This window comes from Tessaracoccus pujii, from assembly GCF_054483895.1.
The window spans coordinates 1032800-1055387 of record NZ_CM137012.1; the positions used below are offsets into that span (position 1 = coordinate 1032800).

Consider the following 22588-nt stretch of genomic DNA (forward strand, 5'->3'; position numbering starts at 1 on the left):
AGGTAGCGTTGTTGTCCTATCGCGCCCCGTCGAAGACTCAGGAGGCTCCAGCATGAAGTGCCGACAGTGTGGCTCCGTCAGCCCGGCGGAGGCGCGGTTCTGCAGTGTCTGCGGAACTCCTCTGACCGATCCCACCGGGGACACCACCACGATGACCCCGTTCAGCGGGGAGGATCGCCCCGCCGTCGAGTTGACGGAGCAGGAGCTGGCAGAGGTCAAGAGGCTCGCTGCGGGCAACGCGCTGCTCGTCGTCAACCGGGGCCCCGGAGACTCGAGCCGTTTCCTCATCGACAGCGACATCACCAACGTGGGCCGCCATGCCGAATCCGACATCTTCCTCGACGACATCACCGTGTCGCGCCACCACGCCAAGTTCGTGCGGAGCGGCGGAAAGCTGTACCTGGAGGATCTCGGCAGTCTCAACGGGACCTACGTCAACCGCACGCTGTTGGACGGGCGCACAGTGTTGCGCGAAGGCGACGAGATCCAGATCGGGAAGTACCGTGCCACGATCTCGCTGAGCGAGCCCGGTCTGAGCTGATGCCCGGCGCGGCGCGCACCATCGGCCGCGTACTGGAGATGATCCGGGCCGAGTTCCCGGAGATATCCGTATCGAAGCTGAGGTACCTCGAGGCGGAGGGCCTGATCGCCCCGGACCGTCAACAGCCATCGGGCTACCGGCGGTTCAGCCAGAACGACATCGACCGCCTCCTCTATGTCCTGCGCGCGCAACGGGACCGCTACCTTCCGCTCAAGGTCATCCGGGAGGAGCTCGACGCGCTGGACCGCGGGGAGCAGCCCGCCTCGCTGAATCCACCGGCGGATGACCAGGAGACGGAAACCGAGGCCAGGCCGCAGTCCCGCACGTCCAGCGGTCCCGGCCTGATGACCCGCCGGCAGGTGCTGAACGAGTCCGGCCTCGGAGAGGCCTCCCTCATCCAACTCGAGCGCCTCAAGATCATCCAACCCAGGCGGGGCTCGCAGCTGTTCGGCCGCGAATCGGTCGCGCTCGCAGTGGCCGCCAAGAAACTCGTGAGCTACGGCGTGGACCTGCGCCAGCTCAGGGTGATGCAACAGGCGGCGGCCATGGAGGCCGCCGTCGTCGAGCAGGCCTTGGACCAGTACCGCCGCCGCTCGGGTCCACCCCCGGATGTGGTGGTGGACCTGTACCGCGTCGTCATGCAGGCGCACGCGGCCCTCCTGCACGGACAGATTCACTGAGTAGGCTGGGCACATGATCCGCCTCGAGGTGCTCGGCATCCGCCTGATCTCCCCTGACGAGCCGCCGGTGCTGCTGCTCCAGGAAGGGGAGGGGACGCGCTGCCTGCCCATCTGGATCGGCAACATGGAGGCGGCGGCCATCGCCGGCGGCATCGAGGGCACAGATCCCCCGCGCCCCCTCACCCACGATCTCCTCGCCCAGGTCCTCACCCTGATCCCACCCGGCACGGGCCGGGTCGAGATCCGCAGCGTGGAGGAGGGCGTGTACCAGGCCGTCCTGGTCGTGGGGGACCGGGAGATCGATGCGCGCCCCAGCGACTGCGTCGCCGTCGCCGTGCGCCTCGGCTGGCCCATCGAGTGTCCGACCGCACTCATGGATCAAGTCGGGGTTGAGGTTGAGGCCGCCCAGACCGACGAGGTGGAGGCATTCAAGGCCTTCCTCGACAGCGTCAACGCGGACGACTTCGACAGTGAATAAGCCGTTGTCAGCAGCGAATAGGTGCCAGTCGGACGCGCGGGCACACTCACCGGCGGCCGAAGCCCCGCCAACTTTCTGTCGCCGGCTCGGGCGTGTCGTGGCTGCACCTGAGCCAGGGCCGTTAGCGTCAGCTCTGTCGATCAGCCGCCATCGAAGTGAGGGAACGTGACCGAGACGCCCGAGGCCGAGCCGCTGCAAGCCCTGCTGTTCGACGGCGAGTTCACCCCCGTCCCCAATGACACCGGGTACCGGGGCCCCGTCGCGCATCGTGTGGCCGGCATCACCTACCGCCAGTTGGACTACTGGGCGCGCACGGGGCTGGTGGTCCCGTCGATCCGCAACGCGGAGGGCTCCGGCACGCAGCGGCTCTACTCGTTCCGTGACATCCTCCTGCTCAGAGTGGTCAAGCGCTTCCTCGACATCGGGATCTCACTGCATCAGATCCGCGTGGCCATCGACCACCTGCGGGCCCGGGGGATCGACGACCTCACGGAACTCACCCTCGTCAGCGACGGGTTCAGCGTCTACGAGGTGACATCGGCCAACGAACTGTTCGACCTCAGCCGCGGCGGCCAGGGGATGTTCATGATCTCGGTCAGCAGCGTGTGGCGTGAGCTGGAGGGCACGCTGGCGTCGCTGCCCGGTGAGCGCACCGTCGGCGTCCAGGACGGCACCGGAGGCGCGGACCCGTCGGATGAGCTCGCCGCCAGGCGCCGTACCCGGGCGGTGTAGCCACCCCGCCGAGCCGCGTCCGCCGGTAAGGTCGACGACGTGAAGGACTGGATCGAGAAGGTAACGGCCCACCCCGTCGTCGCGCACGCCATGGCGGCCAACGACCGCTACACCACGCGCCTCGGGCCGCAGTTCGCCGCTGCCGTCACCTATTTCTCGGTGTTGTCGATGGTGCCGATCCTCATGTTCGCCTTCTCGATGCTCGGTCTGACGTTGACGGTGCTCCGCCCGGACCTGCTGGAAGGCATCAAGGCCACGATCGACGGTCAGCTGGGCGCATCCAGCCTCTCCGAGAGCCTGGGGAAGGTCGTGGACCATGCCTTCAGCAACTGGGCGTCGGTCGGCGCGGTGGCCATCCTCACGGCCGCCTATTCGGGGTCCAACTGGGTGGGCAATCTCAAGCGCGCCGTGCGGGTCATGTGGTCGGAGAAATTCTCCGACGCCTCGGAGAAGGGCAACTTCTTCGTCGAACTGGGCCTCAACCTCCTCACGTTCGTCGGCCTGCTGGCATGCGTGGGGCTGAGCCTCGGCGTGTCCACGGTCGGCGGCGGATTCTCCAGGCAGGTCATCGAGTGGCTGGGCTGGAGCCATCTCCCCGGCATCGGCTTCGTGTTCCAGGCCGTGGGGCTGGTGCTCACCCTGCTGGCCAGCTGGATCCTGGTGGCGTTCCTGTTCATCGTGATGCCTCGGGAGAAGGCCAAGACCCGCCCCTGGCTGATCGGCACCATCATCGGAGCGGTGCTCATCACCGTCCTGCAGCAGGTGGCCGGACGCCTCGTCGGCCTGTTCTCGGACAACCCGGCCGCATCCATCTTCGGCCCGGTGATCGTGCTGATGCTGGTGTTCAACCTCCTCGCCACCATCATCCTCATGTCGGCCGCCTGGGTGGGCACGAATGAGATCTGGGCCGCCCTCCTCACCAAGAAGCAGGCGGACCGGGCCGCAGGTGTGCCACACCTCACCGGCATCGACCTGGACGGTGAACCGGCCCAGGCAGCCCTTCCGCCCACCCGCTACGCCGCCACGCGGAGCCTCGACGACCTGCGGCGCGCGGATCCTGTGACACCGCCGGCCGCGGACCCGGGCCGCACGGTGCGCGAGGATGTGGCGGCGCGCAGCGTGAAGATCGGCACCGGCGTGGGATACGGCGTGGGCGCCGCCACCGGCCTCGGCCTCGGCGCGCTCCTGGCGGGGCTGGTCCGATGGCTCAGCACCCGGAGGGGCTGAACTCCACCACCACCGCGCCGCTCGCCGGCACCACGACGCTGCGCTCACCCGCCGGGAAACTCAGCAGGTAGGTGCCCGCGGCCGACGCCGTGCGCGCGCTGAGCCGGATCCGGTGGGGAGATCGGGCCCGCCACTCCAGGTCGACCGACAGCCCCGGCCGCGCCACCAGGCCCGAGACCGCGCCGTCGTCGAGATGTGGCGGGAGGGCCGGCAGCAGGTCGAGGCGGCCTGGGCGGTGGCTCTGCAGCAGGGCCTCGACGAAGGCGCCGAGAAATCCCAGGTTCCCGTCGATCTGGAAGGGGGGGTGGGCGGCGAACAGGTTGGGATACAGGCCGCCGCGCTGGCCCGAGCCACCCGCGTCCTCCGCAGGCCGCAGGACCATGGTCAGCAGCCGGCCCACGCCCTCCCCGTCGCCGAGCCTGGCGCGCAGTGCGATCTTCCAGGCCAGGGACCAGCCCGTGGAATCGTCGCCGCGAGCCTCGAGTGTCGCGGCGAGGGCCCCGGTCAGCGATCCCGGCTCGTCGTCGCCGGGGAACCAGGGGAACAGATGGGAGAGGTGCCGATGCCGCGGCTCCTTCTGCGTCCGGTCCTCGCCCCACTCGGCGACGGTGCCGTCGGGCGACAGGCGTGGCCCGGGGATGCGTGCGGCCATGTCGAGCGCCTCCGCGCCGATCGCGTCGTCGGGCGCGGACGTCGCGGCGATCTGGGCTGCCAACAGCAGCACGTCACGGGCCAGGGCCCGGTCCATCGCCGAGGATCGGGTGAGGGAGGCCGGCCGGCCCCGATGGACGAAGCGGTTCTCCGGCGACGTGGAGGGCTCGGTGTGCGCCACGCCGTCGTCGTCCACGATCAGCCAGTCCAGCAGGAACTGCGCGGCACCGCGAACGATCGGCCAGAAGCGACGGAGGGTGGCGGGGTCCATGGCGCCGAACCGGCGCTGCTCGTCGAACTGGCGCACCAGCCAGGCCCCGCCCATGGGCCACTGGGCCCACGAGGCGTCCCCGGTGGTGGGCAGCGAGTAGGCCCAGGCGTCGGTGTTGTGGTGGGCCACCCACCCGCGGGCGCCGTAGAGCCGACGGGCCGTGTCCGCACCGCGTTCGGCCAGCGCCTCCAGGAGCACGAGCAGGGCACGGTGCGGGCGGGAGGCACCCGTCGGCTCGGCTCCCCAGTAGTTCATCGGCAGGTTGATGTTGAGCGTGTAGGCCGAGGACCAGGGAGGCTGGAGCTCGACGTTCCAGACCCCCTGCAGAGTGGCAGGCAGGCCATCCTCGCGACTACTGCTGAGCAGCAGGTAGCGCCCGTACTCCACGAGGAGTGCCACGAGCCCGGGATCCCGCGCGGCCACGTCGCCCCCGGTGACGGCCCGCTGCACGCGGAGGTCCGGATCCTCGCAGTCTCCGTCGACCGTCGCCGCGGCGCCCAGCCGCAGGCTGAAGCCGGCCGACTGCCGGGTGTGCGCGGCCGTGTGGCGATCCAGCGCGGCCCGGGCCTCCGTCGCGACCCGCTCACCAGCGCGGGCCAAGGCCTCCTCGACGGGCGCCTGGGGCAGGGACGACGAGGTGAAGGTGGTCTCCACCGCGAGCACGACGCTGGTGGAGGTCGCCGCCCGGATCCACAGACCCGCCGGGTCCGCCTCCACCAGGCCGTCCGAGGCGACCGCGAGCCTCAGCACGACGTGCAGCGGATCCACCCCCGGGACCTCCCACGACAGCGGCGGGCAGGTCGGCTCGTGCGCCGGGGCAACGTCGGCGGGGAGCGCGGCGACGACGCTCAGCTGCCCATGATCAATCACCAGCGACACGCGGCGCAGCGGCGTGGTCAGGCGCACGTGTAGGTCGGCGGGGGCCGACGAGCGCACGGTGTGGACCAGCACGTCGTCGTCGAGACACGTGGCCGTGGACATGTCCCACGTCACGGCAAGGGTCTCGAGGGTCGCCGTGTGGACGCCGGCGGTCAGGTCGAGGGAACGGGTCACCGTGGCGGACGAGGCACCGACGAGGCGGACCTCCAAGTCTCCGACGGGGAGGAAGGCCTGTGCGTAGCCGTGCTGCAGGGGGCGCAGCGCCTCCTCGGCCGCTGCCGGGTCGTCCGCCGCCAGGAACACCCGGGCACGAGCCAACGCGTCCGCGGCGGCCTGGGGGTCGACGAGGTGGCGAAGCGCAGATCCCGAGCCGCCGGACCACGCCGTCACCTCGTTGAGGCCGATGTGCACGCAGCCCTCCGCCACGCCCACCATGGCACCGATCCGTCCGTTGCCCAGCGGCAGCCTGTCGAGCCAGGACCGGGACGGGCGGTGATAGGTCAGCCGGGTCACGACGGACCCCCTGCGTGCCGGGCCTCGAGCCGGATCACGGCCACGTCACCGGCGGCCAGCTCCAGCGCCCCGTCCACCGCACTCTTCCCGAGCAGATCGACGCCGGTGGCGGAGACCACCCTCGGCTCGGGTGAGTGGTTGATCGCGAACAGGTAGCGTCCGGTGCCGGCGCGCCGGTGCACGAGCTCGAGGCCGTCGAATCGGCTGACGGGAACGTCGGCCTCCGTCAGCATGCGCGTGAGGTGGGCGCGCAGCGCCGCGTCGTCGAGGCGGGTGGACAGGTAGTGCACCCGCCCACCGCCCGGCAGGCTCCGTCGGGTGATGGCGGGGGCGCCCGGACCGATCACCGGGTGGGCGTCCGCGGTGTAGCTGGCCACCGCGTCGGCCTCCCCGAGATGGAGCACCTCGGTCCAGGAGGAGCCGGCCGAGCCGTCGGACAGCGTGACCAGGCGCCCTGCGGGCAGGGGGAGGTGCTCCTCGACGCGGATCCCGGCAAGGTCCGCGAACGCGCCCGAGTAGCTGCCCTGGCGCACGTGCAGGTGCTCGTCGGTGGATCCGGCGAAGTGCCACACGGCCAGGTTGCCGCCGCCGTCGACGAATCCGGTGAAGGCGTCCGCCTGCGCGTCGCTCACCGCGAGCAGGCTGGGGATGAGGATCAGGTCGTAGCGGGACAGGTCACCCTCCGGGGAGACCACATCGGCGACCACCCCCAACTCCCACAGTGCGGTATGCAGGCGCCGGACAGCAGGCAGGAAGCCCACGTCGGCCGACGGCATCGCCGGGGTGTCGGCGGACCACCAGGCGTCTGCGCTCCAGACGATGGCCACTCTCGTCTCGTGCACCGGACCGTCCTCGGGAGCAGCCACCGCCTCCGCGATGGATCCCATCTCAGCCCCGAGGGTCGCGATCTCGCGGAAGATCCGGCTGTCGGGGCCGGCGTGGGGGACCATGGCGGAGTGGAAGAACTCCGCTCCGGTAAGAGGGGCGCGCCACTGGAAGAACAGCGACCCCATGGCGCCGCGGGCAAGGTACTGGTAGGTGTTGCGCCGCATCCGGCCAGGTTCCTTGGGCAGCATGCGTCCGCCCTCGTAGTCATAGATGAGGCTGGTGGACTGTTCCATGAGAAGCCAGGGCCGCCCCCCGGCGAACGATCGGGCCAGGTCGGCGCCGAACGCCACGTGGATCTCGCCCGCGGGTCCCGCGTCGTCGAGATAGTGGTCGATGGAGACCACATCGATCTCGCGAGCGAACGCCCACTGGTCGTAGTGGTTCCAGGTGGGAAGCATGAAATTGGTGGTGGTGGGCACGCCGGGGGAGGCCTCGCGGATCGCGGCCACCTGGTCGCGGAGGCAGTCCAGCAGCACGTCGGCGCTGAATCGCTTGAAGTCCAGGACGTGACCGGGGTTGGCCAGGTACTGGGTGCGCTGCGGTGCATGGACGTCGCGCCAGTCGCCGTAGACCTGGGACCAGAACGGCGTGTTCCAGGCCGCGTTCAGGACGTGGAGGTGCGCATACCGGGCCTGCAGCCACACCCGGAAGGCCTCGTCGGTCTCCGGCCCGTAGGACACGGTGCCGTACTCGTTGTGCAGGTGCCACATCACCAGCCCGGGGTGACGCCCGTAGCGCTCGGCCAGCGCGCGCGTGATCCGGATCGCCGCCGCGCGATAGGCGGGCGCGGCGGGGTTGTAGGTGTCGCGGCTTCCGTGGAGGAGGCGCACACCGTCGGCGGTCACCGGAAGCGCCTCGGGGTGGAGGCGCGAGAACCAGGGCGGGGGAGAGGCGGTGGGGGTGGCCAGGATCACGCTGACGCCGGCTGCGTGCAGGCGGTCCATCGCGTCGTCGAGCCACCCGAAGGTGTAGTGGCCGGGCGTCGGCTCCAGCGAGGACCAGGCGAACACCCCGACGGTCGCGGTGTTCACGCGGGCTTCCCGCATGAGGCCCAGGTCCTCGTCGAGGACGGTGCGGGGCCACTGCTCAGGGTTGTAGTCACCGCCGAACCACACCCCTGGCGACCTCAGTGATCGAAACGGTTCGATTATCTGCACGCGGTCAGACTACACGCGCGGACCCTCGGCAGTGGCGCCCGGCCGTGGTCGGCGCGACGCGGCTCATCAGGGACGGGCAGCGTCGCGCCGCACGATCAGTGCGCGATGGCAGCGGCAGGGAAGTCCTGGCCGATGGCGGCGAGAAGCTCGGCGTACCAGTCCTGGTTGATGTCGAACGGCTTGCCGCCCTTGATCCGGTCGAAGGCGATCGCGCTCAGCACGTCACCGTTTTCCTCATCGTGACCGATGACACCCGGCTCGCCCTTGAGGGCGCAGTCCACGGCGAGATCGGTGCACTCCTTGATGAGCGCCAGGTCGGCGTCGTTGGCCGCGGCCGAGCGGGAGAAGTATCCGGACTTCTGGATCATCACCTTCTCAGCCTTGAGCTTGTGGGCGAACTTGGAGGCGAACCACGCGCCGGGGTTGATCTTGTCGATCTTCACGTGACCGAAGGGGTCACGCGGGACCTCCTCGCCTGCGGCCTCCATCTCCGCCACGATGGCGTCGAGCCCTGCGCCCTCCGAGAGGAAGATCGTCACGTTGCCGACCGTATCCATGACGGAGCCGAGGCGCTCGGCCTCCTTAGCCAGGTCGATGACGCCCTCCGGCACGTACACGCCGTGCACGTCCCACGCCTCCCGGGAGAGGCCGATCTCCGGCAGCCACTCCTGCGTGTCGAGCCACTTGCGGTACTCGGCCGCCGTCGCCGCCGTCAACCATCCACAGTGTCGCCCCATGACTTCGTGGACGATGAGCATGCGTGAGCCGGAGTTGTGCTCCGCGACGATGTTCTTGGCGAAGATCGCACCCTGCTCAGCGGCTGTCCACGCGCCGAGCGACTGCCTGATCGGAATCACGTCGTTGTCGATGGTCTTGGGCAGGCCCACGACGGTCAGTCCGTAGTCGTGCTCGGCCAGGTAGGCGGCGAGATCGGCGGCGGTGGTGTTGGTGTCGTCGCCTCCGATGGTGTGCAGGACATCGACGCCGTCGGCGACGAGGCGGTCGGCGGCCACCTGGAGGGGATTGGCGCCCTTCTCGACCAGGCCGCGCTTGACCAGATCCTTGGCGTTGGTGAGCTTGACGCGGGAGTTGCCCACCGGCGACCCGCCGAACCTGTGCAGCAGCGCAGCGTTGGCGCGCACGGTGTCGTCGACGACGAGGAAGTCGCCCTTGAGGAGACCCTGGTACCCGTGACGGTAGGCAATGATCTCGACCTCAGGCGCCACAGCCGTGTACCGCTCGATCAGTCCGCCGATGGCGGAGGAAAGGCAGGGGGCGAATCCGCCGGCCGTGAGGATGGCTACCTTCTTGACCATGAGTGTCCTTTCGTGAAATCTGTGACGCTCAGCGCGTCGGCTCCAGCCTATTGCACCCTCCGGGAGGGGGCGCCCCTGGGCCCGCGATGTCCGGGGGGCCGCCGAGTTGTCCACAACCTGGGGGGACGTGACCCCCGGGCTTGGCACGATGGCGCCATGAGAGTCGAGCACGATCAGCGGGGGATGAGCGGGTCGGTACAGGCCGTGGTGCTGCTTCCCGTCACCATCGGGGTCTTCCTGAGCCTTCTGCAGTGGTCGCTGCAGTACTGGGGGGAGGCCACCGCCCTGGCTGCCGCCCAGCAGGGCGCAGCCGTCGCCGCGGCCTTCGGCGGATCGCGCGCCGACGGCGAGAGGGAGGCCGCCGGGGTCGCGGCGAACGGGGCGCTGACCGGGGTCCGGGTGAGCGTTGAGCGCGGTGGGAGGGTGACCACCGCCACCGTGAGCGGCCGGACGGTGACCGTCGTCTGGCCGAGGGAGGTGGCCAGGACGGTTATGGTGACCACCGAACGGGTGACCGGCTCATGAACCCGAAGCGGGATCAGCGAGGCCTGGCCCCCTCCATCGAGGCGGTGGTGATCCTGCCTGTGCTCGTGCTGTTCATCGGTCTCCTCATCACGCTGGCCAGGGTCGCCATCGCGGACCAAAGCGTGGGTTCCGCCGCGGCCGCCGCCGCCCGCGCGGCGTCGATCGAGCGCAGTCCCGCCCTGGCCCACAGGTCCGCTGAGGAGGCGGCCCGCCAGGCGTTGGCGCAGCGCAGCGTGCCGTGCCGGCGCACGGAGGTGGGGGTCGACGCGTCCGGTGTGGCACGGAGGCTCGGGGAGCGGGCGACGGTGAGTGTCGACGTGCTCTGCGTGGTCGAACTGCGTGACGTGTCTCTGCCCTACATCCCGGGGCAGGTAGAGGTCTCCGCCGTCCGCACCTCTCCCGTAGACCCCTACAGGGGCCGCTAAGGTGAGGGCCATGACCAGTACGAAGCTACGCCGCCTCGGCCAGTTCTCCGTGAGCTCGATCGGCCTGGGCGCGATGCCGTTCTCGATGAGCGACAAGCCGTCGAAGCCCTCCGAGGACCAGGCGCTCGCCACGGTGCATGCCGCCCTCGACGCCGGCATCACCCTCATCGACACCGCGGACATCTACGCTCCCACCTGGGATTCGATGGGGCACAACGAGCGGCTCGTGGCCAAGGCGCTGCGCAGCTACGACGGCGACGTCAGCAACGTCGTCGTCGCCACCAAGGCCGGCATTACGCGGAGCGAGGGAGAGGGATGGGGGCGCAACTCGGCGCCGGACTATCTGCGCCGCCGTCTGGAGTCCGCCCTCTCCACCTTGGGCGTCGACACGCTGGACCTGTTCTACCTGCACCGGCCTGACCGCACGCGCGTGTACGCCACTGTCATGGAGACCTTCGCCGCCTTCAAGGCCGAGGGCCTGATCGCGGAGATCGGCATCTCGAACGCCAATGTGGAGGAGATCCAGATCGCCGTCGATGTCCTCGGCGACGGCGAGCTCGCGGCGGTGCAGAACGAGTTCTCGCCTAAGTTCAACCATACGAGCAAGATGGAGCTGGACTACTGCGCCCAGCGCGGCATCGCGTTTCTCCCGTGGTCGCCACTGGGCGGCACGGGCGGCGGCGCCGCCACCGTGGGCAGGCGGTTCCCGATCCTCGCAGAGATCGCATCCGGGCACGGCGTCTCACCGCAGCAGGTCACTCTGGCGTGGGAGCTCGCGCTGGGGGACCACGTGGTCGTGATCCCGGGCGCCTCCCGGCCAGAGTCCATCAGAGACTCCGCGCTGGCCATGGACCTCGACCTGGGGGCCGACGAAGTGGAGGCCATCTCCGCCGCCGTGCTGTGAGGCTTCGGTAGCCTGAGCCCATGGCCCAGTACTTCGACGTTCATCCGGACAACCCGCAGCCCAGATCGCTGGCGCAGGTCGCCCGGATCCTGGAGCAGGGTGGCCTCATCGCCTATCCCACGGACTCGTGCTTCGCGCTCGGATGTGCCCTCGGCAACGCCGCGGGCATCGAACGCATCAGGCGGATCCGCGACCTCGACGACAAGCACCACTTCACCCTCGTGGTGGACAGCTTCGCCAAGCTCGGGGCCTACGTGGAGATGGACAACTGGATCTTCCGAACGGTGAAGGCGGCCACGCCCGGCCCCTTCACCTTCATCCTCAAGGCCTCACGCGAGGTTCCTAAGATGATGCAGCATCCGAAGAAGCGCACGGTCGGCGTGCGGATTCCGGACCATCGCACCACATTGGCGCTACTGGAGACGGTAGGGGCGCCGTTGCTGTCCTCGACGCTGCTCCTGCCCGGCCACGAGGAGTCCCTCACGGACGGCTGGACCATCAAGGAGCTCCTGGATCACCAGATCGATGCCGTGCTCGACTCAGGGGACTGCGGGGTGGAGCCCACCACCGTCGTCGACCTGAGCGGCGACGAGCCCGTGATCGCCCGTCTTGGTGCCGGGGACCCGTCGCCGTTCGAGTGACCGGGCCCGTCCTCAGCGGCGCCCGCCGCCCAGCAGCCCGCCCAGGATGTCACCGAGGATCCCGCCACCGAGGCCGCCCGGCTGCGCCTGCTGATGGGTTCCGGTGGGCTGGGACTGGGGCACGGGCATCCGGAGCACACCGTCGTCAGCCTGACCGGAGGTCGGCACGCGGAACTGCGGCTGCCCGCCCTGACCGGTCTGCGGCGCGGGTGCCTGAGGAGCGGCCGGACCGCCGCCGAGGATCTGGCCCAGGATGTCACCGAGGCCGCCGCCGGTAGGGGACTGCGGCGCCTGCCCCTGCGCCTCGTCGCGGCCCATCAGCTTGCCCGCCAACCACGACATGACGATCGGGGCAAGAATCGGCAGCAGCTTCTGAATCAGCGCGTTGCCGCCGCCCAGCCCACCGAGCTGGTTGACCACCTGGTCCTCGTTGGGCCCGAACACGTGGTGGGTGATCTTCGCCCCGTCATCGGGATCCACGTCGTCGACGTCGATGCCTCCGTCGAGAAGCTGCGGGTCGTGCTGCTGGATCGCGCCCCTGAGTGATGCCTCACCTGCGGGGTCCTGCGCGTTGGCACCCATACCCATGAGGAGTGCGGGCAGGGCGTTGCGGGCGGCGGCCTCGACCTCCTCGGGGCTCGCCCCCACCCGCTGCGCGAGCTGATCGATGGGAAGGGTGGACAGCAGCTCGTCGTAATCGAACATCGGTGACTCCTTGTCAGACGCGGCGCTCGGAGTGCGCTTCGAATCCACGCTAGGCGACGGCGCGGCCGCACGTCGCCGTTTCCCCCAATCACCCCGAGTCAGGCCTCCCGAGTGAGCCGGTGGACCCTGAACAGGCACGCGTACTCTGCGCCGATCGCCTGCCCCTGCTGTCCGAGCATCCCGGGGATGAACTCGCGGGGCGCCGGGTGGCCGGGGATGTCGGCGAGATACGCACCATGGGCCTCCAGGGAGCGAACGCCCGCATCCACGTCGTCGGCGGTCAGGACGGCGCCGTGCGTGGGGGAGTTGTCCGCCGCCACGAGCAGCCAGGTGGTGGCCCACTTCGCCAGCCCTTCGTCGCGGGCCAGCTCGGGGTGGACCCAGGTGTTGTCCGCGTCGCGGACGGCGTCGAGGGTGACCAGGCCGGCCACCCGGTGGTCCGCCTGGTTGAGGCCCCAGCCCACCTCGACATCCCAGGCGCTGGTGACGACCGCGTCGGGTTTGAACTGTCGGATCCTCCTGGCCACGTCGCGGCGGAGGTGGAGCGAGTAGACCAGCATGCCGTCGGGGTGGTCGAGGATCTCCAGGTCCTTCACGCCCACCTCGTCGCAGGCCGCCCGCTGCTCCAGTGCCCGCAGTGGACCCACCTCCGACGGGGGACGCTGCATGCCCGCCTCGCCCGAGGTGAGGAGGAGGTATGCCACCTCGGCGCCCTGGGTCACCCAGCGGTGGACACAGGCCGACAGGCCGTACTCGACGTCGTCGGGGTGCGCCACGACGCACAGGATGCGCTTGAATCCCTCGTCAGGGAGGATTTCGAGGGTTGGACGGGCTGATTCTGCCATCGTCACGGTTCCTTCGTGTCAGGGGGCGCGGCGTCACCGGCCAGGGCATCCACCACGCGCAGGACCAGCTCACGGGGAAGCGGTCTGTTCAGCGGGAACCACAGGGTGCCCTTCCCGCGGACGAAGGGGGCGAGCTCGGCCTGGAGATCCGGGTCCGCCGGAACCGGGTAGACGGCCACGTGATCCCTCCAGCCTGAGACGAACACCCTCGCGCGCCCCTTGACGTGCTTGTAGCCGACGATGCCGTAGCTGAACACCTCGTCGGCGTGGGGGAGCGCGTTGCGCACGAGGTCGCGGAGTTCGTCGAACATGGGCCGGGCGGCCGGCGGGACGGACGCCACGTACTGGTCCACCGTCGTTGCCTTCGGCGTCGTCGCACTGGACAGGGCATAGCTCGCCTCGAGCATGTCCCGGAGAACCTCGGGGTCTACGTCGGCGAGCTTGTTGAGGTACAGGCAGGAGACGCTGCTCTTGTGCTTGCCCAGCCGCGCCAGGTGACCCCCGTAGCGGTCGAAGCCCTCGTTGACGTACATGGTCAGCGTGGCCTTGCGCGGGCTGAAGGCCAGCCTCGGCATGTCGCCCTCGCGTCCGGTGCCGTAGCGGTAATGCTGTGTGCCGAAGCCGATGATGCTGGGCCCCCACATGATCGGCGGCTCACCGGTGATCTCGCGCATCATGCGGATCAGTTCTCCAGATTCGTTCCTGCGCCCCTCGGGGACCGTGGCGAGGAATTCCTCCACCTGCACCGAGGGGGGCCGCGTCGCGTTGTCGTCGGGCACACGCCCACTGTCAGTGCTGGGATCGATCTCTGTCAAGGTCCCAGTAGCCGCATCGGTGGAATTCATCAACGGACCCGTGCCGCGAACCGGCGAAGGCCTCCACAGCGCACGACGCGGCGACTTCCGCATCGTGACCATCGTGGCCATCGGCCACCGATCCGACCTCTACAGGAGTAATGAGCCACCCCCGCGCGGCTGTTGAGAGCGTTCAGGCGGTTCGTGACTCGACAGTGTCAGCCCGTTCGTTGTGGGGACCTGTCTCGTCGAGCTCGAGGGTCGCTCCGCCTCATACGCGGGATCCGACCCGAGCCTCCACCGCGGAGACGGTCCCCCAGTGCCGCCCCCCACGCTCAACCCGGTCCTAGGCCACCACCACTACCGGCACTCCTCCGCGGACAAGGCCACCGCCCACCTCCAGGTGATGAACCTTCCAGGCGCGGAAACGCGCCCCCAGTGGCACCCCGTGCTCCACCCGCTGAGCGTGGACTCCCGCACTGGCGTCCCGCCACCGCGGACACCCTCGATGACAGCGGCCATCACCACCGCGGCGCCGATGCAGAACCCGACGACTTCTCCGTCCGCGCGGCGGCTTCTAGTTGCATTGACGGGAGATCGGGTCCCCTTGGCCGAGGCTCGGTTCAGGCGGTCAAACCACCTGGGCAGCAACAAACTGACATAATGCTGCTTATCGGTCAATCCGGTTCGATCTAGTTCGCCCAGACCGCCGTTGCCCGGAATGACCTGTGACCAGGATCAGTGCCAGGCTGGCGAGCGCTGCCGTCGTCGTCAGTGCGGCGACGCCCCTGCGCAGTCCGACATGCCGGGCATCGCCGACCAGAAGGACGACAGGGAGCGTCAGCGCACCGTCACCTCGGCCAAGCCCGGATGACCTACGACTGCATCGTCGTCGGGTCCGACGGAATCCGTCGAAGCGCTGGCGACTGGACGCTGGGCTCCCACCAAGCCGGCGGATCGTGGGTCGTCGCGCTGCCCGACGGCGGGCTGGAGAGGGTGGAACTCATCACGGAGTCAGGGACACTCTGGTCCACTGCCAGGTTCTGACCCCGCTCGGGTCGAAAAAACAGATGAGCCCCTGGCGAGAGGGGCTCATCGTGGGCGATGCCGGGTTTGAACCGGCGACCTCTTCCGTGTCAGGGAAGCGCGCTACCACTGCGCCAACCGCCCGAGGTGGAGACGGGATTTGAACCCGTGTACACGGATTTGCAGTCCGTTGCCTCGCCTCTCGGCCACTCCACCAGGATGGAGCTTTACCCTCCCCGATCGGGTGGGAGAGACCTGATCTCCGAGCGGACGACGAGATTCGAACTCGCGACCCTCACCTTGGCAAGGTGATGCTCTACCAACTGAGCCACGTCCGCATGCGCTGTCTGCATCTGCCCTTGTGGGACTGCCGCAGCTGGCGCGTAGAGAACATTAGCGCACCCCCGGAGTGGACACAAATCAACGATCGGCCTGCCGTGCGTCGACGGCTGTCGCGAGCGCGCTGGGCCCGACGTGCCCGCCGGGGCGCAATCGGGTGAGGCATGATCCCGAGTACGCGTGGACCTGACGCGAGTCTCGTCGCCGGTTCGCGTTCTCCCGCGGATTCCACTAGACTCCCGTTTCGCTAGGGGCGATTGGCGCAGTGGTAGCGCGCTTCGTTCACACCGAAGAGGTCGGCGGTTCGAAACCGCCATCGCCCACTCTAGATCTCCGAACTGCCATGCACCCGTGGCCCGATGAGAGAGAGTCGATGACGGCGCCGGCAATCGTGCTCGTGGCTGAGGGGCCGGATGAAGCGCCGGTCGCCAATGCTCTCACCGGCATCGCGATCGCGCTGCAGGAGGCCCGCCCAGACCTGCGCATCCACCTCGCACGTCTGGGTGGCGTGGATCCAGGCCTGGAGCAGATCGTCGCCGGTCTGGTGGCCGACGACGTGGCGGAAGCCGTCCTCGTTCCGCTGGACCTGGTCTCCGCGGCGGCGTACCCGTCCGAGTTGGACAGCTTCACCCACTCCCCTGACATCCATCTGGCCATCAGCCGGCCGGTCGGCCCCGCGGGCGAGGTGCTCAACATCCTCGACGAGCGCGTGCGCGAGGCCCTGCACCGCGGCGGAGCCCTGGAAATCGACGGGCTCGTCCTCACCGCCCCCGGCGGCGGAGACGTCCGCGGCTCCTCTCTCCTGGCGAGGCGAGCACGCCAGTGGTCGGCCCACCATCGCCTCCCTGTCCAGTTGGCCGTCGAGGACGGTGACGGCCGCGCCACGGCGGCCGCCGTGCAGTCCCTGCGGATGCAGGGGCGGCGCCACATCGCCGTCGGCAGCCTCCACCTGACGCCCACTCCGGCGTATCGAACCCACGCCCAGGCCGCGCTGCGAGCAGGCGCGGTGGCCGTGACAGCCCCCCTCGGTGACAGTCCTCACCTCCGCCAGCTCATCCTCGCCCGCTACGCGTTCGGTGCCATGGAGCTCCTCGACGGCACTCCCACTCGGCTTCCCGACGATCTCGACGGTGAGGACGCCTGAGGCTTGACGCCTGCGCATAGGATCGTCGGCATGACCGAGCCCTACGTCGCCCCAGTGGCCAAGTCCGACGAGCAGTGGCGGGCCGAGCTCTCTGCGCTCGAATTCAAAGTCCTCCGCCTCGCCGGCACCGAGATGCCCTACACCGGCGAGTACACCGACACCGAGGACGAGGGCATCTACGAGTGTCGCGGCTGTGGCGCCGAACTCTTCCGCAGCACCGAGAAGTTCCACTCGCACTGCGGCTGGCCCAGCTTCTTCTCCCCCCTGGCCGAGGAACGGGTCCGCTACATCAAGGATGAATCGCTGCCGGGTCGCCCGCGGGTCGAGGTGCGTTGTGCGGCGTGCGACGGACACCTGGGGCACGTGTTCGAGGGCGAAGGCTACGACACCCCCACAGATCTGCGCTACTGCATCAACTCCGTGAGCCTCAGGCTGCGGCGGCCGTAAGCTGCCCGCCCGGCGAGTCCGCAGGGCTGTGGCGGCGCCTCCGCTTAGGCTGGGCCCCGTGCCAGCCAACGTGACCCCTCTACCTCCGGAGCCCTTCGCGCGGGCCCTCCGCGAGCTCGACGCCATGACCTGGCGTCGCGGGTTCCGCACGAACGAGATCGGCTCTCCTCAGCGCATCGCCCCCCACTCCGTCGCGATCGAGGCCGAGCTCGGCGACGAGGACGAACCCCTGGCCACCGGCCGGCTGATCCTCCTGCACGACCCTGCCGGGAACGACTCCTGGAGTGGCACGTTCCGCCTCGTCACCTACGTCAGGGCGGACGTGGACGTGGAGATGGTGACCGATCCCCTCCTGCCGGAGGTGGCGTGGTCGTGGTTCACCGAGGCGCTCGAGAGCCGAGGGTGTGCGGCGCACTCCCTGGCGGGCACGGTCACGGCCTCGTACGGCCGCGGTTTCGGCGAGATGGCCGACGAGGACCGGGCCGAGGTAGAGCTGCGCTGCTCGTGGACCCCTACGCTGGACGAGCGACACTCCCTCATTGAACACCTGACCGCCTGGGAGGACCTCATGGCTCACGTGGCGGGCCAGCCGCCCCTCCCACCCGGCATCGCTCCACTCCCCCTGGGGCGCCGCTCATGACCTACGTCGAACACAGCCGCGAACCGCTGCGTCCCGTCGTCGACACCGTGGAATCGCTCGAGCAGTGCCTGGATTCACTCAGCGTGGCGACGGGGCCCGTCGCGTTCGACACCGAGCGTGCGCACGGTCACCGCTACTGGCCGAAGGCCTACCTCCTGCAGATCAGGCGTGAGGGCGCCGGGACCTGGCTGATCGACCCGGTCGCCCTGGAGGCCGACGGAACGGCGGATCTGAGCGCGGTGGTGGACGCCTGCGGCGACGCCACCTGGATCATCCACGCCGCAAGCCAGGACCTGCCCTGCATGCGCGGGGTGGGAGTGATTCCCCCACGGATCTTCGACACCGAACTGGCTGCCCGGCTCTTGGGCAAGCCCGGCGCGAGCCTGGGTGCCCTCCTGTTCGCGGAACTCGGCGTCAAGCTCCGCAAGGCCCACTCAGCGGACAACTGGTCCAAGCGCCCCCTGCCCGAGTCGTGGCTGGTGTACGCGGCCCTCGACGTGGACTACCTGCTGGAACTGGCCGAGGTGCTCCGGGAGGACCTCATCCTCGCCGGTCGCGATGAGTGGGCCAACCAGGAGTTCGACGACGCCCTCGTCCGGTACTCCGCCGAGCCCGAGCCGAGGACCGACCCGTGGCGGCGGCTGAGCGGCATCACCGCGCTGCGCGTCCCCAGGCAGTACGCGGTCGCGCGGGCCCTGTGGCTCGAGCGAGACGCCATCGCCCAGCGCCGCGACCGCCCGCCCGGGTGGATCCTGCACGACACCGCAATCCTGGAGCTGGCCACCCGCGCGAAGGATTCAGTGCCGGTGCGCGCCCAGGTGCAGGCGATCCCCGCCTTCAGCTCCCCTCCGGGGCAGCGCCACCTCAGCAACTGGCTCGGCGCGCTGGACCAGGTCCGGGCCATGCCGGAGGCGCACTATCCGCCTCGACGGGCGCCCCACGCAGGTGTCCCCCACCCCCGCACGTGGGACCGGATCAATCCCGACGCCGCCGAACGGTGGGCGAAGGTGCGTCCCGCCGTCGACGAACTGGCCTGTGACCTGGGAGGACTCCAGCCCAGCCTGGTGGCTCCGCCCGCCGCCCTGCACGCCGCACTCTTCGAACACCCCCTCGTCACGCGGGACATGCTGCTCGCCCTCGGCGCACGGGCCTGGCAGGCCGACTTCCTGGTTCCGCTGATCGCGGACGCCCTCGAGGCCTAGGGAACCGCTGATTAATGGGCCAGCCTGGTTTGTCGGTGGATGCGCAGTCGGTGGGTGTTTGGCCGGTGAATGGCGTGTTGGCTAGGTAGAATGCTGGTTGTGGATGAGTTGCAGCCGAGTTTGTCTGAGGTCGAGTACGGTCAGCGTCGCCGGGTCCCGAAGCGGGAGGAGTTCCTCAAGCGGATGGACGCGGTGGTGCCGTGGGCGGACTGGGTCAAGCTGATCGAGCCGCACTACTACAACAAGACCCGCGGCAGGCGGCCGATACCGCTCGAGACGATGCTGCGGATGTACCTGCTGCAGGTGTGGTTCCACCTCTCCGACGAAGGCGTGGAAGATCAGATCAACGACTCGTACGCGATGCGCAAGTTCATGGGTGTGGACTTCGCTACCAGGCAGGTCCCTGACGCCACGACCCTGCTGCATTTTCGGCACCTGCTGGAGGAGCACCAGCTGGGTGAGGCGATGTTCTCCGCGTTGAACGCCCGGCTGGAGGCCGACGGTCTGGTCATGCGTGGCGGGAGCATCGTGGATGCCACGATCATCGCCGCACCTTCGTCGACGAAGAACGCCACCGGCACCCGGGATCCCGAGATGCATCAGACCAGGAAGGGGCGCCAGTGGTACTTCGGGATGAAGGCCCACGCCGGGGTCGATGCCGGCACGGGTCTAGTGCACTCGGTGACCGCGACAGCAGCCAACGTGCACGACCTGGACCAGATCACCCATCTGGTGCGCGAGGATGACCAGGTCGTCTACGCCGACGCCGGCTATTCGGGTGTGACGAAACGCCCCGAGATCCGCGGCGACGACCACCTGTCACACGTCGAGTGGCGGGTCGCTGCCCGGCAGGGCACGTGGAGAGCGATGCACCCTCACGAGCAGCGACTCGAGTCGAGGAAGGCGTCGGTGCGGGCGAAGGTGGAGCACGTGTTCCTGATCGTGAAGCGGGACTTCGGGCTGTCCAAGACCCGCTACCGCGGGCTGGCGAAGAACCTGAACCAGCTCCAGGTCGCGATGGCCTCGGCGAACCTGCTGATGCTCGCCCGCGCGAACACGATCGAAACCAGACTCAAGACCGCCGCTGCTACCGGGTAGCCCCTGGCGGCAGCCTGCCCAGAACCGCAGAAAAGGGCCCTGAACAAGGGCCGGAGGGCAAGCAACCGGCCCTCACCGGCCCCACCGGCGGCCCCACAGCCACCGTCAAGCCCACCCCCGGACGGATGCCCCAAATGATCAGCGGATCCCTAGGCCGGGCGACCCACCGTCTCGTCCTGGGGTGCGTCGCTGAGCACAACGCCCAGGATCTCCAGCGACGCCTTGGCGGCGGTGAGCCCGATCTCCTCCAGCACCTCCTCGCGGGAGCCGTGCCGCAGGAAGCGCTGCGGAATCCCGAAGGTGAGCACCCGCGACGCGGCGCCCGCCTCGGCCAGGCGCGCGCGCAGCTTCTGCCCGACGCCCCCCTCGACGAGGTTGTCCTCCATCGTCACCACGAGGTCATGATCGGCTGCGAGGTGAACCAGGTCCGCGCTCACCGGGAGCGCCCAGAGCGGATCGACCACCGAGGCCGGCACGCCCTGGTCTCCGAGCCGCTCGGCCACCGCTACCGCCATGCCTGCGAATTGGCCATAGCCGACGATGAGCACCCGGGCATCCGCGGAGCGCCGGAGGACGTCCACCCGCGACAGCCCCTCTCCGACGTGCGCGACCTCCGGCAGCTCGTCAGGCAGACGCTCCTTCGAGTAGCGCACCACAGTGACCGCGTCCGCCACGTCGACGGCCCGGTCCAGCGCGGCCACCAGCCTGGCCTGGTCCCTCGGCGCGGCCAGTTGAACGCCCGGCACGATGCCCAGCAGCGTCATGTCCCACATGCCGTTGTGGCTGGGGCCGTCAGTGCCCGTGACACCGGCACGGTCCAGGGCGATGGTGATTCCCACGCCGTGCAGCGCGGCGTCCATGAGCACCTGGTCGAACGCCCGGTTGAGGAAGGTGGCGTACAGCGCCACGACGGGGTGCAGGCCTGACCTGGCGAGGCCGGCAGCCGACACAATGGCGTGCTGTTCTGCGATGCCCACGTCGAACGTGCGCTCGGGGAATGCCGCGGCGAACCGGCCGAGGCCTGTGGGGTACAGCATCGCCGCCGTGACCGCGACGACGTCCGGGCGCCGCTGGCCCACCTGCACCATGGCCTCGGCGAACGCGTCGGTCCAGGTGGCCTGCACCGCGGCCGAGAGCGGCTCACCCGTGATCTCGTTGATCCGCCCCACAGCGTGGAAGCGATCTTCCTCGTGGTCCTCGGCGGCCTGGAAGCCGCGACCCTTGCGCGTGACGCAGTGCACGAGGACGGGGCCGCCGTAATGACGCGCCTGTTCGAGGTGGTTGGTGAGGGAGATGATGTCGTGGCCGTCGAGAGGTCCCATGTACTTGATGCCCAGGTCCGAGAACATCGACTGCGGGGCCAGCACGTCCTTCACACCGGTCTTGACACCGTGCATGAGGTCGTAGACCGGCCGCCCCACCACCGGGAGCCTCTTCACGCCGCGCTTGATCAGGCTCAGCGTCTTCTCGTAGCGCTGATCCGTGCGCAGGCCCGCCAGGTGATTGGCCAGCCCTCCCACTGTGGGTGTGTACGAGCGGCCGTTGTCGTTGACCACCACCACGAGTCTCAGGTCGTGGCTGGCGGCGATGTTGTTGAGCGCCTCCCAGGCCATGCCGCCGGTGAGGGCACCGTCGCCGATGACGGCCACGACCGTGCGCTGCTCTCCCCGGAGCCTGAACCCCTTGGCCAGCCCCTCGGCCCAGGACAGCGACGTGGAGGCGTGTGAGTTGGCCACCCAGTCGTGCTCGGATTCCGCGGGCTCGGGGTAGCCTGACAGGCCGCCACGCTGCCGCAGCGTGTCGAATCCCTTGGCACGTCCCGTCAGGATCTTGTGCACGTAGCTCTGATGTCCGGTGTCGAAGATGATCGGATCCGACGGCGAATCGAAGACCCGGTGGATGGCCATGGTGAGCTCGACCACACCCAGGTTGGGACCCAGGTGGCCACCCGTGCGGCTCACCTTGGTGATGAGGAAGGACCGGATCTCGGCGGCGAGTTGGACCAGTTGCCGACGCGAGAGCGCACGAAGGTCGCGCGGGCTCTGGACCGTTTCCACCAAGGACATGCGGACAATAGTAGGCCCAAAGGCCCAGGCCCCCGGCGTACCACCACTACAGCCTGGGCACGAATCGTGCGTCACGGAGCGCCTGATTCACCAGATCCACCCCGCGCGCGACACGCACGAGCCTGGCCTCCTCCTGCTGCAGCACCGCTGCCGCCTGGTCCGCGGTGGCGGCGTCCACCACCCCGGCGAGTGAGGACCGCAGGCCGGTGAGGCCGGTGCGCGTAGCCACCAGTTGCGATGCGACGAATTCCTGCGTCAGGCGCGCCAGCACCACGGGATGGCGCCTCAGCACCTGGTATCCGCGGTATTCCGAGGGACAGCAGTCCAACAGGAACCCCTCGGCTGACGCCAGCCAACCCTGGGAACCCGGAGGCCGCACCGCGCCCGGCCAGCCGGGAGGCACGTAGACGCGGATCACTTCGTCATCATCGAACATACGTTCTATTGAACCGCA

The 22588-nt window shown here is 69.3% G+C and carries 23 protein-coding genes and 4 tRNA genes; 16 read left to right on the plus strand and 11 right to left on the minus strand.

Annotated features, from left to right (window positions below):
- Window positions 1-52: 52 nt before the first annotated feature.
- The 5 genes from ACX1D0_RS05010 to ACX1D0_RS05030 all read left to right on the plus strand — a co-directional run bounded on the left by ACX1D0_RS05010 (window position 53) and on the right by ACX1D0_RS05030 (window position 3658).
- On the plus strand, window positions 53-541 hold the full coding sequence (locus ACX1D0_RS05010) for a double zinc ribbon and FHA domain-containing protein (protein ID WP_459019792.1): 489 nt from the start codon (window positions 53-55) through the stop codon (window positions 539-541).
- Entirely contained in the window at window positions 541-1221 is a 681-nt protein-coding gene (gene ftsR / locus ACX1D0_RS05015; RefSeq protein WP_459019793.1) for a transcriptional regulator FtsR, read from the plus strand. The genes ACX1D0_RS05010 and ftsR overlap by 1 nt, the downstream gene beginning before the upstream one ends.
- A gap of 13 nt (window positions 1222-1234) precedes the next feature.
- Window positions 1235-1699 (plus strand): bifunctional nuclease family protein, encoded by a 465-nt coding sequence (locus tag ACX1D0_RS05020; RefSeq protein ID WP_459019794.1) that lies wholly within the window; start codon window positions 1235-1237, stop codon window positions 1697-1699.
- A gap of 165 nt (window positions 1700-1864) precedes the next feature.
- On the plus strand, window positions 1865-2431 hold the full coding sequence (locus ACX1D0_RS05025; RefSeq protein ID WP_459019795.1) for a MerR family transcriptional regulator: 567 nt from the start codon (window positions 1865-1867) through the stop codon (window positions 2429-2431).
- Between the two features lie 39 nt (window positions 2432-2470).
- The gene (locus ACX1D0_RS05030; protein ID WP_459019796.1) at window positions 2471-3658 is read left to right on the plus strand and encodes a YhjD/YihY/BrkB family envelope integrity protein; all 1188 of its coding nucleotides are present in this window, start codon (window positions 2471-2473) and stop codon (window positions 3656-3658) included.
- On the opposite strand, the gene ACX1D0_RS05035 is transcribed toward ACX1D0_RS05030, so the two are convergent.
- The 3 genes from ACX1D0_RS05035 to ACX1D0_RS05045 all read right to left on the minus strand — a co-directional run bounded on the left by ACX1D0_RS05035 (window position 3639) and on the right by ACX1D0_RS05045 (window position 9333).
- Window positions 3639-5972 (minus strand): glycosyl hydrolase family 95 catalytic domain-containing protein, encoded by a 2334-nt coding sequence (locus ACX1D0_RS05035; RefSeq protein WP_459019797.1) that lies wholly within the window; start codon window positions 5970-5972, stop codon window positions 3639-3641. The two genes, ACX1D0_RS05030 and ACX1D0_RS05035, sit on opposite strands and share 20 nt — an antisense overlap.
- Entirely contained in the window at window positions 5969-8017 is a 2049-nt protein-coding gene (locus tag ACX1D0_RS05040) for a beta-galactosidase (protein ID WP_459019798.1), read from the minus strand. The genes ACX1D0_RS05035 and ACX1D0_RS05040 overlap by 4 nt, the downstream gene beginning before the upstream one ends.
- 95 nt (window positions 8018-8112) lie before the next feature.
- Window positions 8113-9333, minus strand: coding sequence for a pyrophosphate--fructose-6-phosphate 1-phosphotransferase (locus ACX1D0_RS05045; protein ID WP_459019799.1), 1221 nt, complete (start codon window positions 9331-9333; stop codon window positions 8113-8115).
- A 156-nt stretch (window positions 9334-9489) separates the two neighbouring features.
- On the opposite strand from ACX1D0_RS05045, the gene ACX1D0_RS05050 reads away from it, so the two are divergent.
- From ACX1D0_RS05050 to ACX1D0_RS05065, 4 genes are read left to right on the plus strand one after another with little or no spacing between them, the layout of a single operon-like run.
- Window positions 9490-9858 (plus strand): hypothetical protein, encoded by a 369-nt coding sequence (locus tag ACX1D0_RS05050; RefSeq protein WP_459019800.1) that lies wholly within the window; start codon window positions 9490-9492, stop codon window positions 9856-9858.
- A complete protein-coding gene (locus ACX1D0_RS05055) occupies window positions 9855-10283 on the plus strand; it encodes a TadE/TadG family type IV pilus assembly protein (RefSeq protein WP_459019801.1) in 429 nt (142 codons plus the stop codon). The genes ACX1D0_RS05050 and ACX1D0_RS05055 overlap by 4 nt, the downstream gene beginning before the upstream one ends.
- Before the next feature lie 10 nt (window positions 10284-10293).
- Window positions 10294-11187: an aldo/keto reductase gene (locus tag ACX1D0_RS05060; protein WP_459019802.1), complete on the plus strand. Its 894-nt coding sequence runs from the start codon at window positions 10294-10296 to the stop codon at window positions 11185-11187.
- 20 nt (window positions 11188-11207) lie between these two features.
- On the plus strand, window positions 11208-11828 hold the full coding sequence (locus ACX1D0_RS05065; RefSeq protein WP_459019803.1) for an L-threonylcarbamoyladenylate synthase: 621 nt from the start codon (window positions 11208-11210) through the stop codon (window positions 11826-11828).
- Between the two features lie 12 nt (window positions 11829-11840).
- Here ACX1D0_RS05065 and ACX1D0_RS05070 read toward each other — a convergent pair whose 3' ends face one another.
- The 3 genes from ACX1D0_RS05070 to ACX1D0_RS05080 form a co-directional block, all read right to left on the minus strand.
- Window positions 11841-12533, minus strand: a complete 693-nt coding sequence (locus ACX1D0_RS05070) for a DUF937 domain-containing protein (protein ID WP_459019804.1) — start codon at window positions 12531-12533, stop codon at window positions 11841-11843.
- 98 nt (window positions 12534-12631) lie between these two features.
- Window positions 12632-13378 carry a PIG-L deacetylase family protein gene (locus ACX1D0_RS05075; RefSeq protein ID WP_459019805.1) on the minus strand — a complete coding sequence of 249 codons (747 nt, stop codon included), beginning with the start codon at window positions 13376-13378 and terminating at the stop codon, window positions 12632-12634.
- A gap of 2 nt (window positions 13379-13380) precedes the next feature.
- Window positions 13381-14157 carry a DUF1801 domain-containing protein gene (locus tag ACX1D0_RS05080; protein WP_459019806.1) on the minus strand — a complete coding sequence of 259 codons (777 nt, stop codon included), beginning with the start codon at window positions 14155-14157 and terminating at the stop codon, window positions 13381-13383.
- Window positions 14158-15042: 885 nt separating this feature from the next.
- On the opposite strand from ACX1D0_RS05080, the gene ACX1D0_RS05085 reads away from it, so the two are divergent.
- Window positions 15043-15219, plus strand: a complete 177-nt coding sequence (locus ACX1D0_RS05085; protein ID WP_459019807.1) for a hypothetical protein — start codon at window positions 15043-15045, stop codon at window positions 15217-15219.
- Between the two features lie 51 nt (window positions 15220-15270).
- Here the strand turns inward: ACX1D0_RS05085 and ACX1D0_RS05090 are convergent.
- The 3 genes from ACX1D0_RS05090 to ACX1D0_RS05100 all read right to left on the minus strand — a co-directional run bounded on the left by ACX1D0_RS05090 (window position 15271) and on the right by ACX1D0_RS05100 (window position 15536).
- Window positions 15271-15342, minus strand: a tRNA-Val gene (locus ACX1D0_RS05090).
- Window position 15343: 1 nt separating this feature from the next.
- A tRNA-Cys gene (locus tag ACX1D0_RS05095) sits at window positions 15344-15414 on the minus strand.
- A 49-nt stretch (window positions 15415-15463) separates the two neighbouring features.
- Window positions 15464-15536, minus strand: a tRNA-Gly gene (locus ACX1D0_RS05100).
- A 252-nt stretch (window positions 15537-15788) separates the two neighbouring features.
- On the opposite strand from ACX1D0_RS05100, the gene ACX1D0_RS05105 reads away from it, so the two are divergent.
- The 6 genes from ACX1D0_RS05105 to ACX1D0_RS05130 all read left to right on the plus strand — a co-directional run bounded on the left by ACX1D0_RS05105 (window position 15789) and on the right by ACX1D0_RS05130 (window position 20068).
- A tRNA-Val gene (locus tag ACX1D0_RS05105) sits at window positions 15789-15860 on the plus strand.
- A gap of 50 nt (window positions 15861-15910) precedes the next feature.
- Complete coding sequence (locus ACX1D0_RS05110; protein WP_459019808.1) at window positions 15911-16681, plus strand: sirohydrochlorin chelatase; 771 nt, start codon at window positions 15911-15913, stop codon at window positions 16679-16681.
- A gap of 30 nt (window positions 16682-16711) precedes the next feature.
- Entirely contained in the window at window positions 16712-17128 is a 417-nt protein-coding gene (gene msrB, locus ACX1D0_RS05115) for a peptide-methionine (R)-S-oxide reductase MsrB (protein WP_459019809.1), read from the plus strand.
- A gap of 58 nt (window positions 17129-17186) precedes the next feature.
- Window positions 17187-17768, plus strand: coding sequence for a DUF3000 domain-containing protein (locus ACX1D0_RS05120; RefSeq protein WP_459019810.1), 582 nt, complete (start codon window positions 17187-17189; stop codon window positions 17766-17768).
- A complete protein-coding gene (locus tag ACX1D0_RS05125) occupies window positions 17765-18970 on the plus strand; it encodes an HRDC domain-containing protein (protein ID WP_459019811.1) in 1206 nt (401 codons plus the stop codon). Before ACX1D0_RS05120 ends, ACX1D0_RS05125 begins: the two co-directional genes overlap by 4 nt.
- Before the next feature lie 108 nt (window positions 18971-19078).
- Window positions 19079-20068, plus strand: a complete 990-nt coding sequence (locus tag ACX1D0_RS05130) for an IS5 family transposase (protein WP_459020358.1) — start codon at window positions 19079-19081, stop codon at window positions 20066-20068.
- Between the two features lie 149 nt (window positions 20069-20217).
- On the opposite strand, the gene dxs is transcribed toward ACX1D0_RS05130, so the two are convergent.
- Both dxs and ACX1D0_RS05140 read right to left on the minus strand, forming a co-directional pair.
- On the minus strand, window positions 20218-22134 hold the full coding sequence (dxs, locus tag ACX1D0_RS05135; protein ID WP_459019812.1) for a 1-deoxy-D-xylulose-5-phosphate synthase: 1917 nt from the start codon (window positions 22132-22134) through the stop codon (window positions 20218-20220).
- Between the two features lie 46 nt (window positions 22135-22180).
- Complete coding sequence (locus ACX1D0_RS05140; RefSeq protein ID WP_459019813.1) at window positions 22181-22570, minus strand: hypothetical protein; 390 nt, start codon at window positions 22568-22570, stop codon at window positions 22181-22183.
- Window positions 22571-22588: the final 18 nt, after the last annotated feature.

Coding starts and splice junctions, on each gene's coding strand:
- ACX1D0_RS05070 (WP_459019804.1), bottom strand. CDS start 12,533: ATGTTCGATTACGACGAGCTGCTGTCCACCCTTCCCATCGATCAGCTC.
- ACX1D0_RS05055 (WP_459019801.1), top strand. CDS start 9,855: ATGAACCCGAAGCGGGATCAGCGAGGCCTGGCCCCCTCCATCGAGGCG.
- ACX1D0_RS05045 (WP_459019799.1), bottom strand. CDS start 9,333: ATGGTCAAGAAGGTAGCCATCCTCACGGCCGGCGGATTCGCCCCCTGC.
- ACX1D0_RS05010 (WP_459019792.1), top strand. CDS start 53: ATGAAGTGCCGACAGTGTGGCTCCGTCAGCCCGGCGGAGGCGCGGTTC.
- ftsR (WP_459019793.1), top strand. CDS start 541: ATGCCCGGCGCGGCGCGCACCATCGGCCGCGTACTGGAGATGATCCGG.
- ACX1D0_RS05050 (WP_459019800.1), top strand. CDS start 9,490: ATGAGAGTCGAGCACGATCAGCGGGGGATGAGCGGGTCGGTACAGGCC.
- ACX1D0_RS05020 (WP_459019794.1), top strand. CDS start 1,235: ATGATCCGCCTCGAGGTGCTCGGCATCCGCCTGATCTCCCCTGACGAG.
- ACX1D0_RS05085 (WP_459019807.1), top strand. CDS start 15,043: ATGACCTACGACTGCATCGTCGTCGGGTCCGACGGAATCCGTCGAAGC.
- ACX1D0_RS05065 (WP_459019803.1), top strand. CDS start 11,208: ATGGCCCAGTACTTCGACGTTCATCCGGACAACCCGCAGCCCAGATCG.
- ACX1D0_RS05140 (WP_459019813.1), bottom strand. CDS start 22,570: ATGTTCGATGATGACGAAGTGATCCGCGTCTACGTGCCTCCCGGCTGG.
- ACX1D0_RS05075 (WP_459019805.1), bottom strand. CDS start 13,378: ATGGCAGAATCAGCCCGTCCAACCCTCGAAATCCTCCCTGACGAGGGA.
- ACX1D0_RS05110 (WP_459019808.1), top strand. CDS start 15,911: ATGACGGCGCCGGCAATCGTGCTCGTGGCTGAGGGGCCGGATGAAGCG.
- ACX1D0_RS05060 (WP_459019802.1), top strand. CDS start 10,294: ATGACCAGTACGAAGCTACGCCGCCTCGGCCAGTTCTCCGTGAGCTCG.
- dxs (WP_459019812.1), bottom strand. CDS start 22,134: ATGTCCTTGGTGGAAACGGTCCAGAGCCCGCGCGACCTTCGTGCGCTC.
- msrB (WP_459019809.1), top strand. CDS start 16,712: ATGACCGAGCCCTACGTCGCCCCAGTGGCCAAGTCCGACGAGCAGTGG.
- ACX1D0_RS05125 (WP_459019811.1), top strand. CDS start 17,765: ATGACCTACGTCGAACACAGCCGCGAACCGCTGCGTCCCGTCGTCGAC.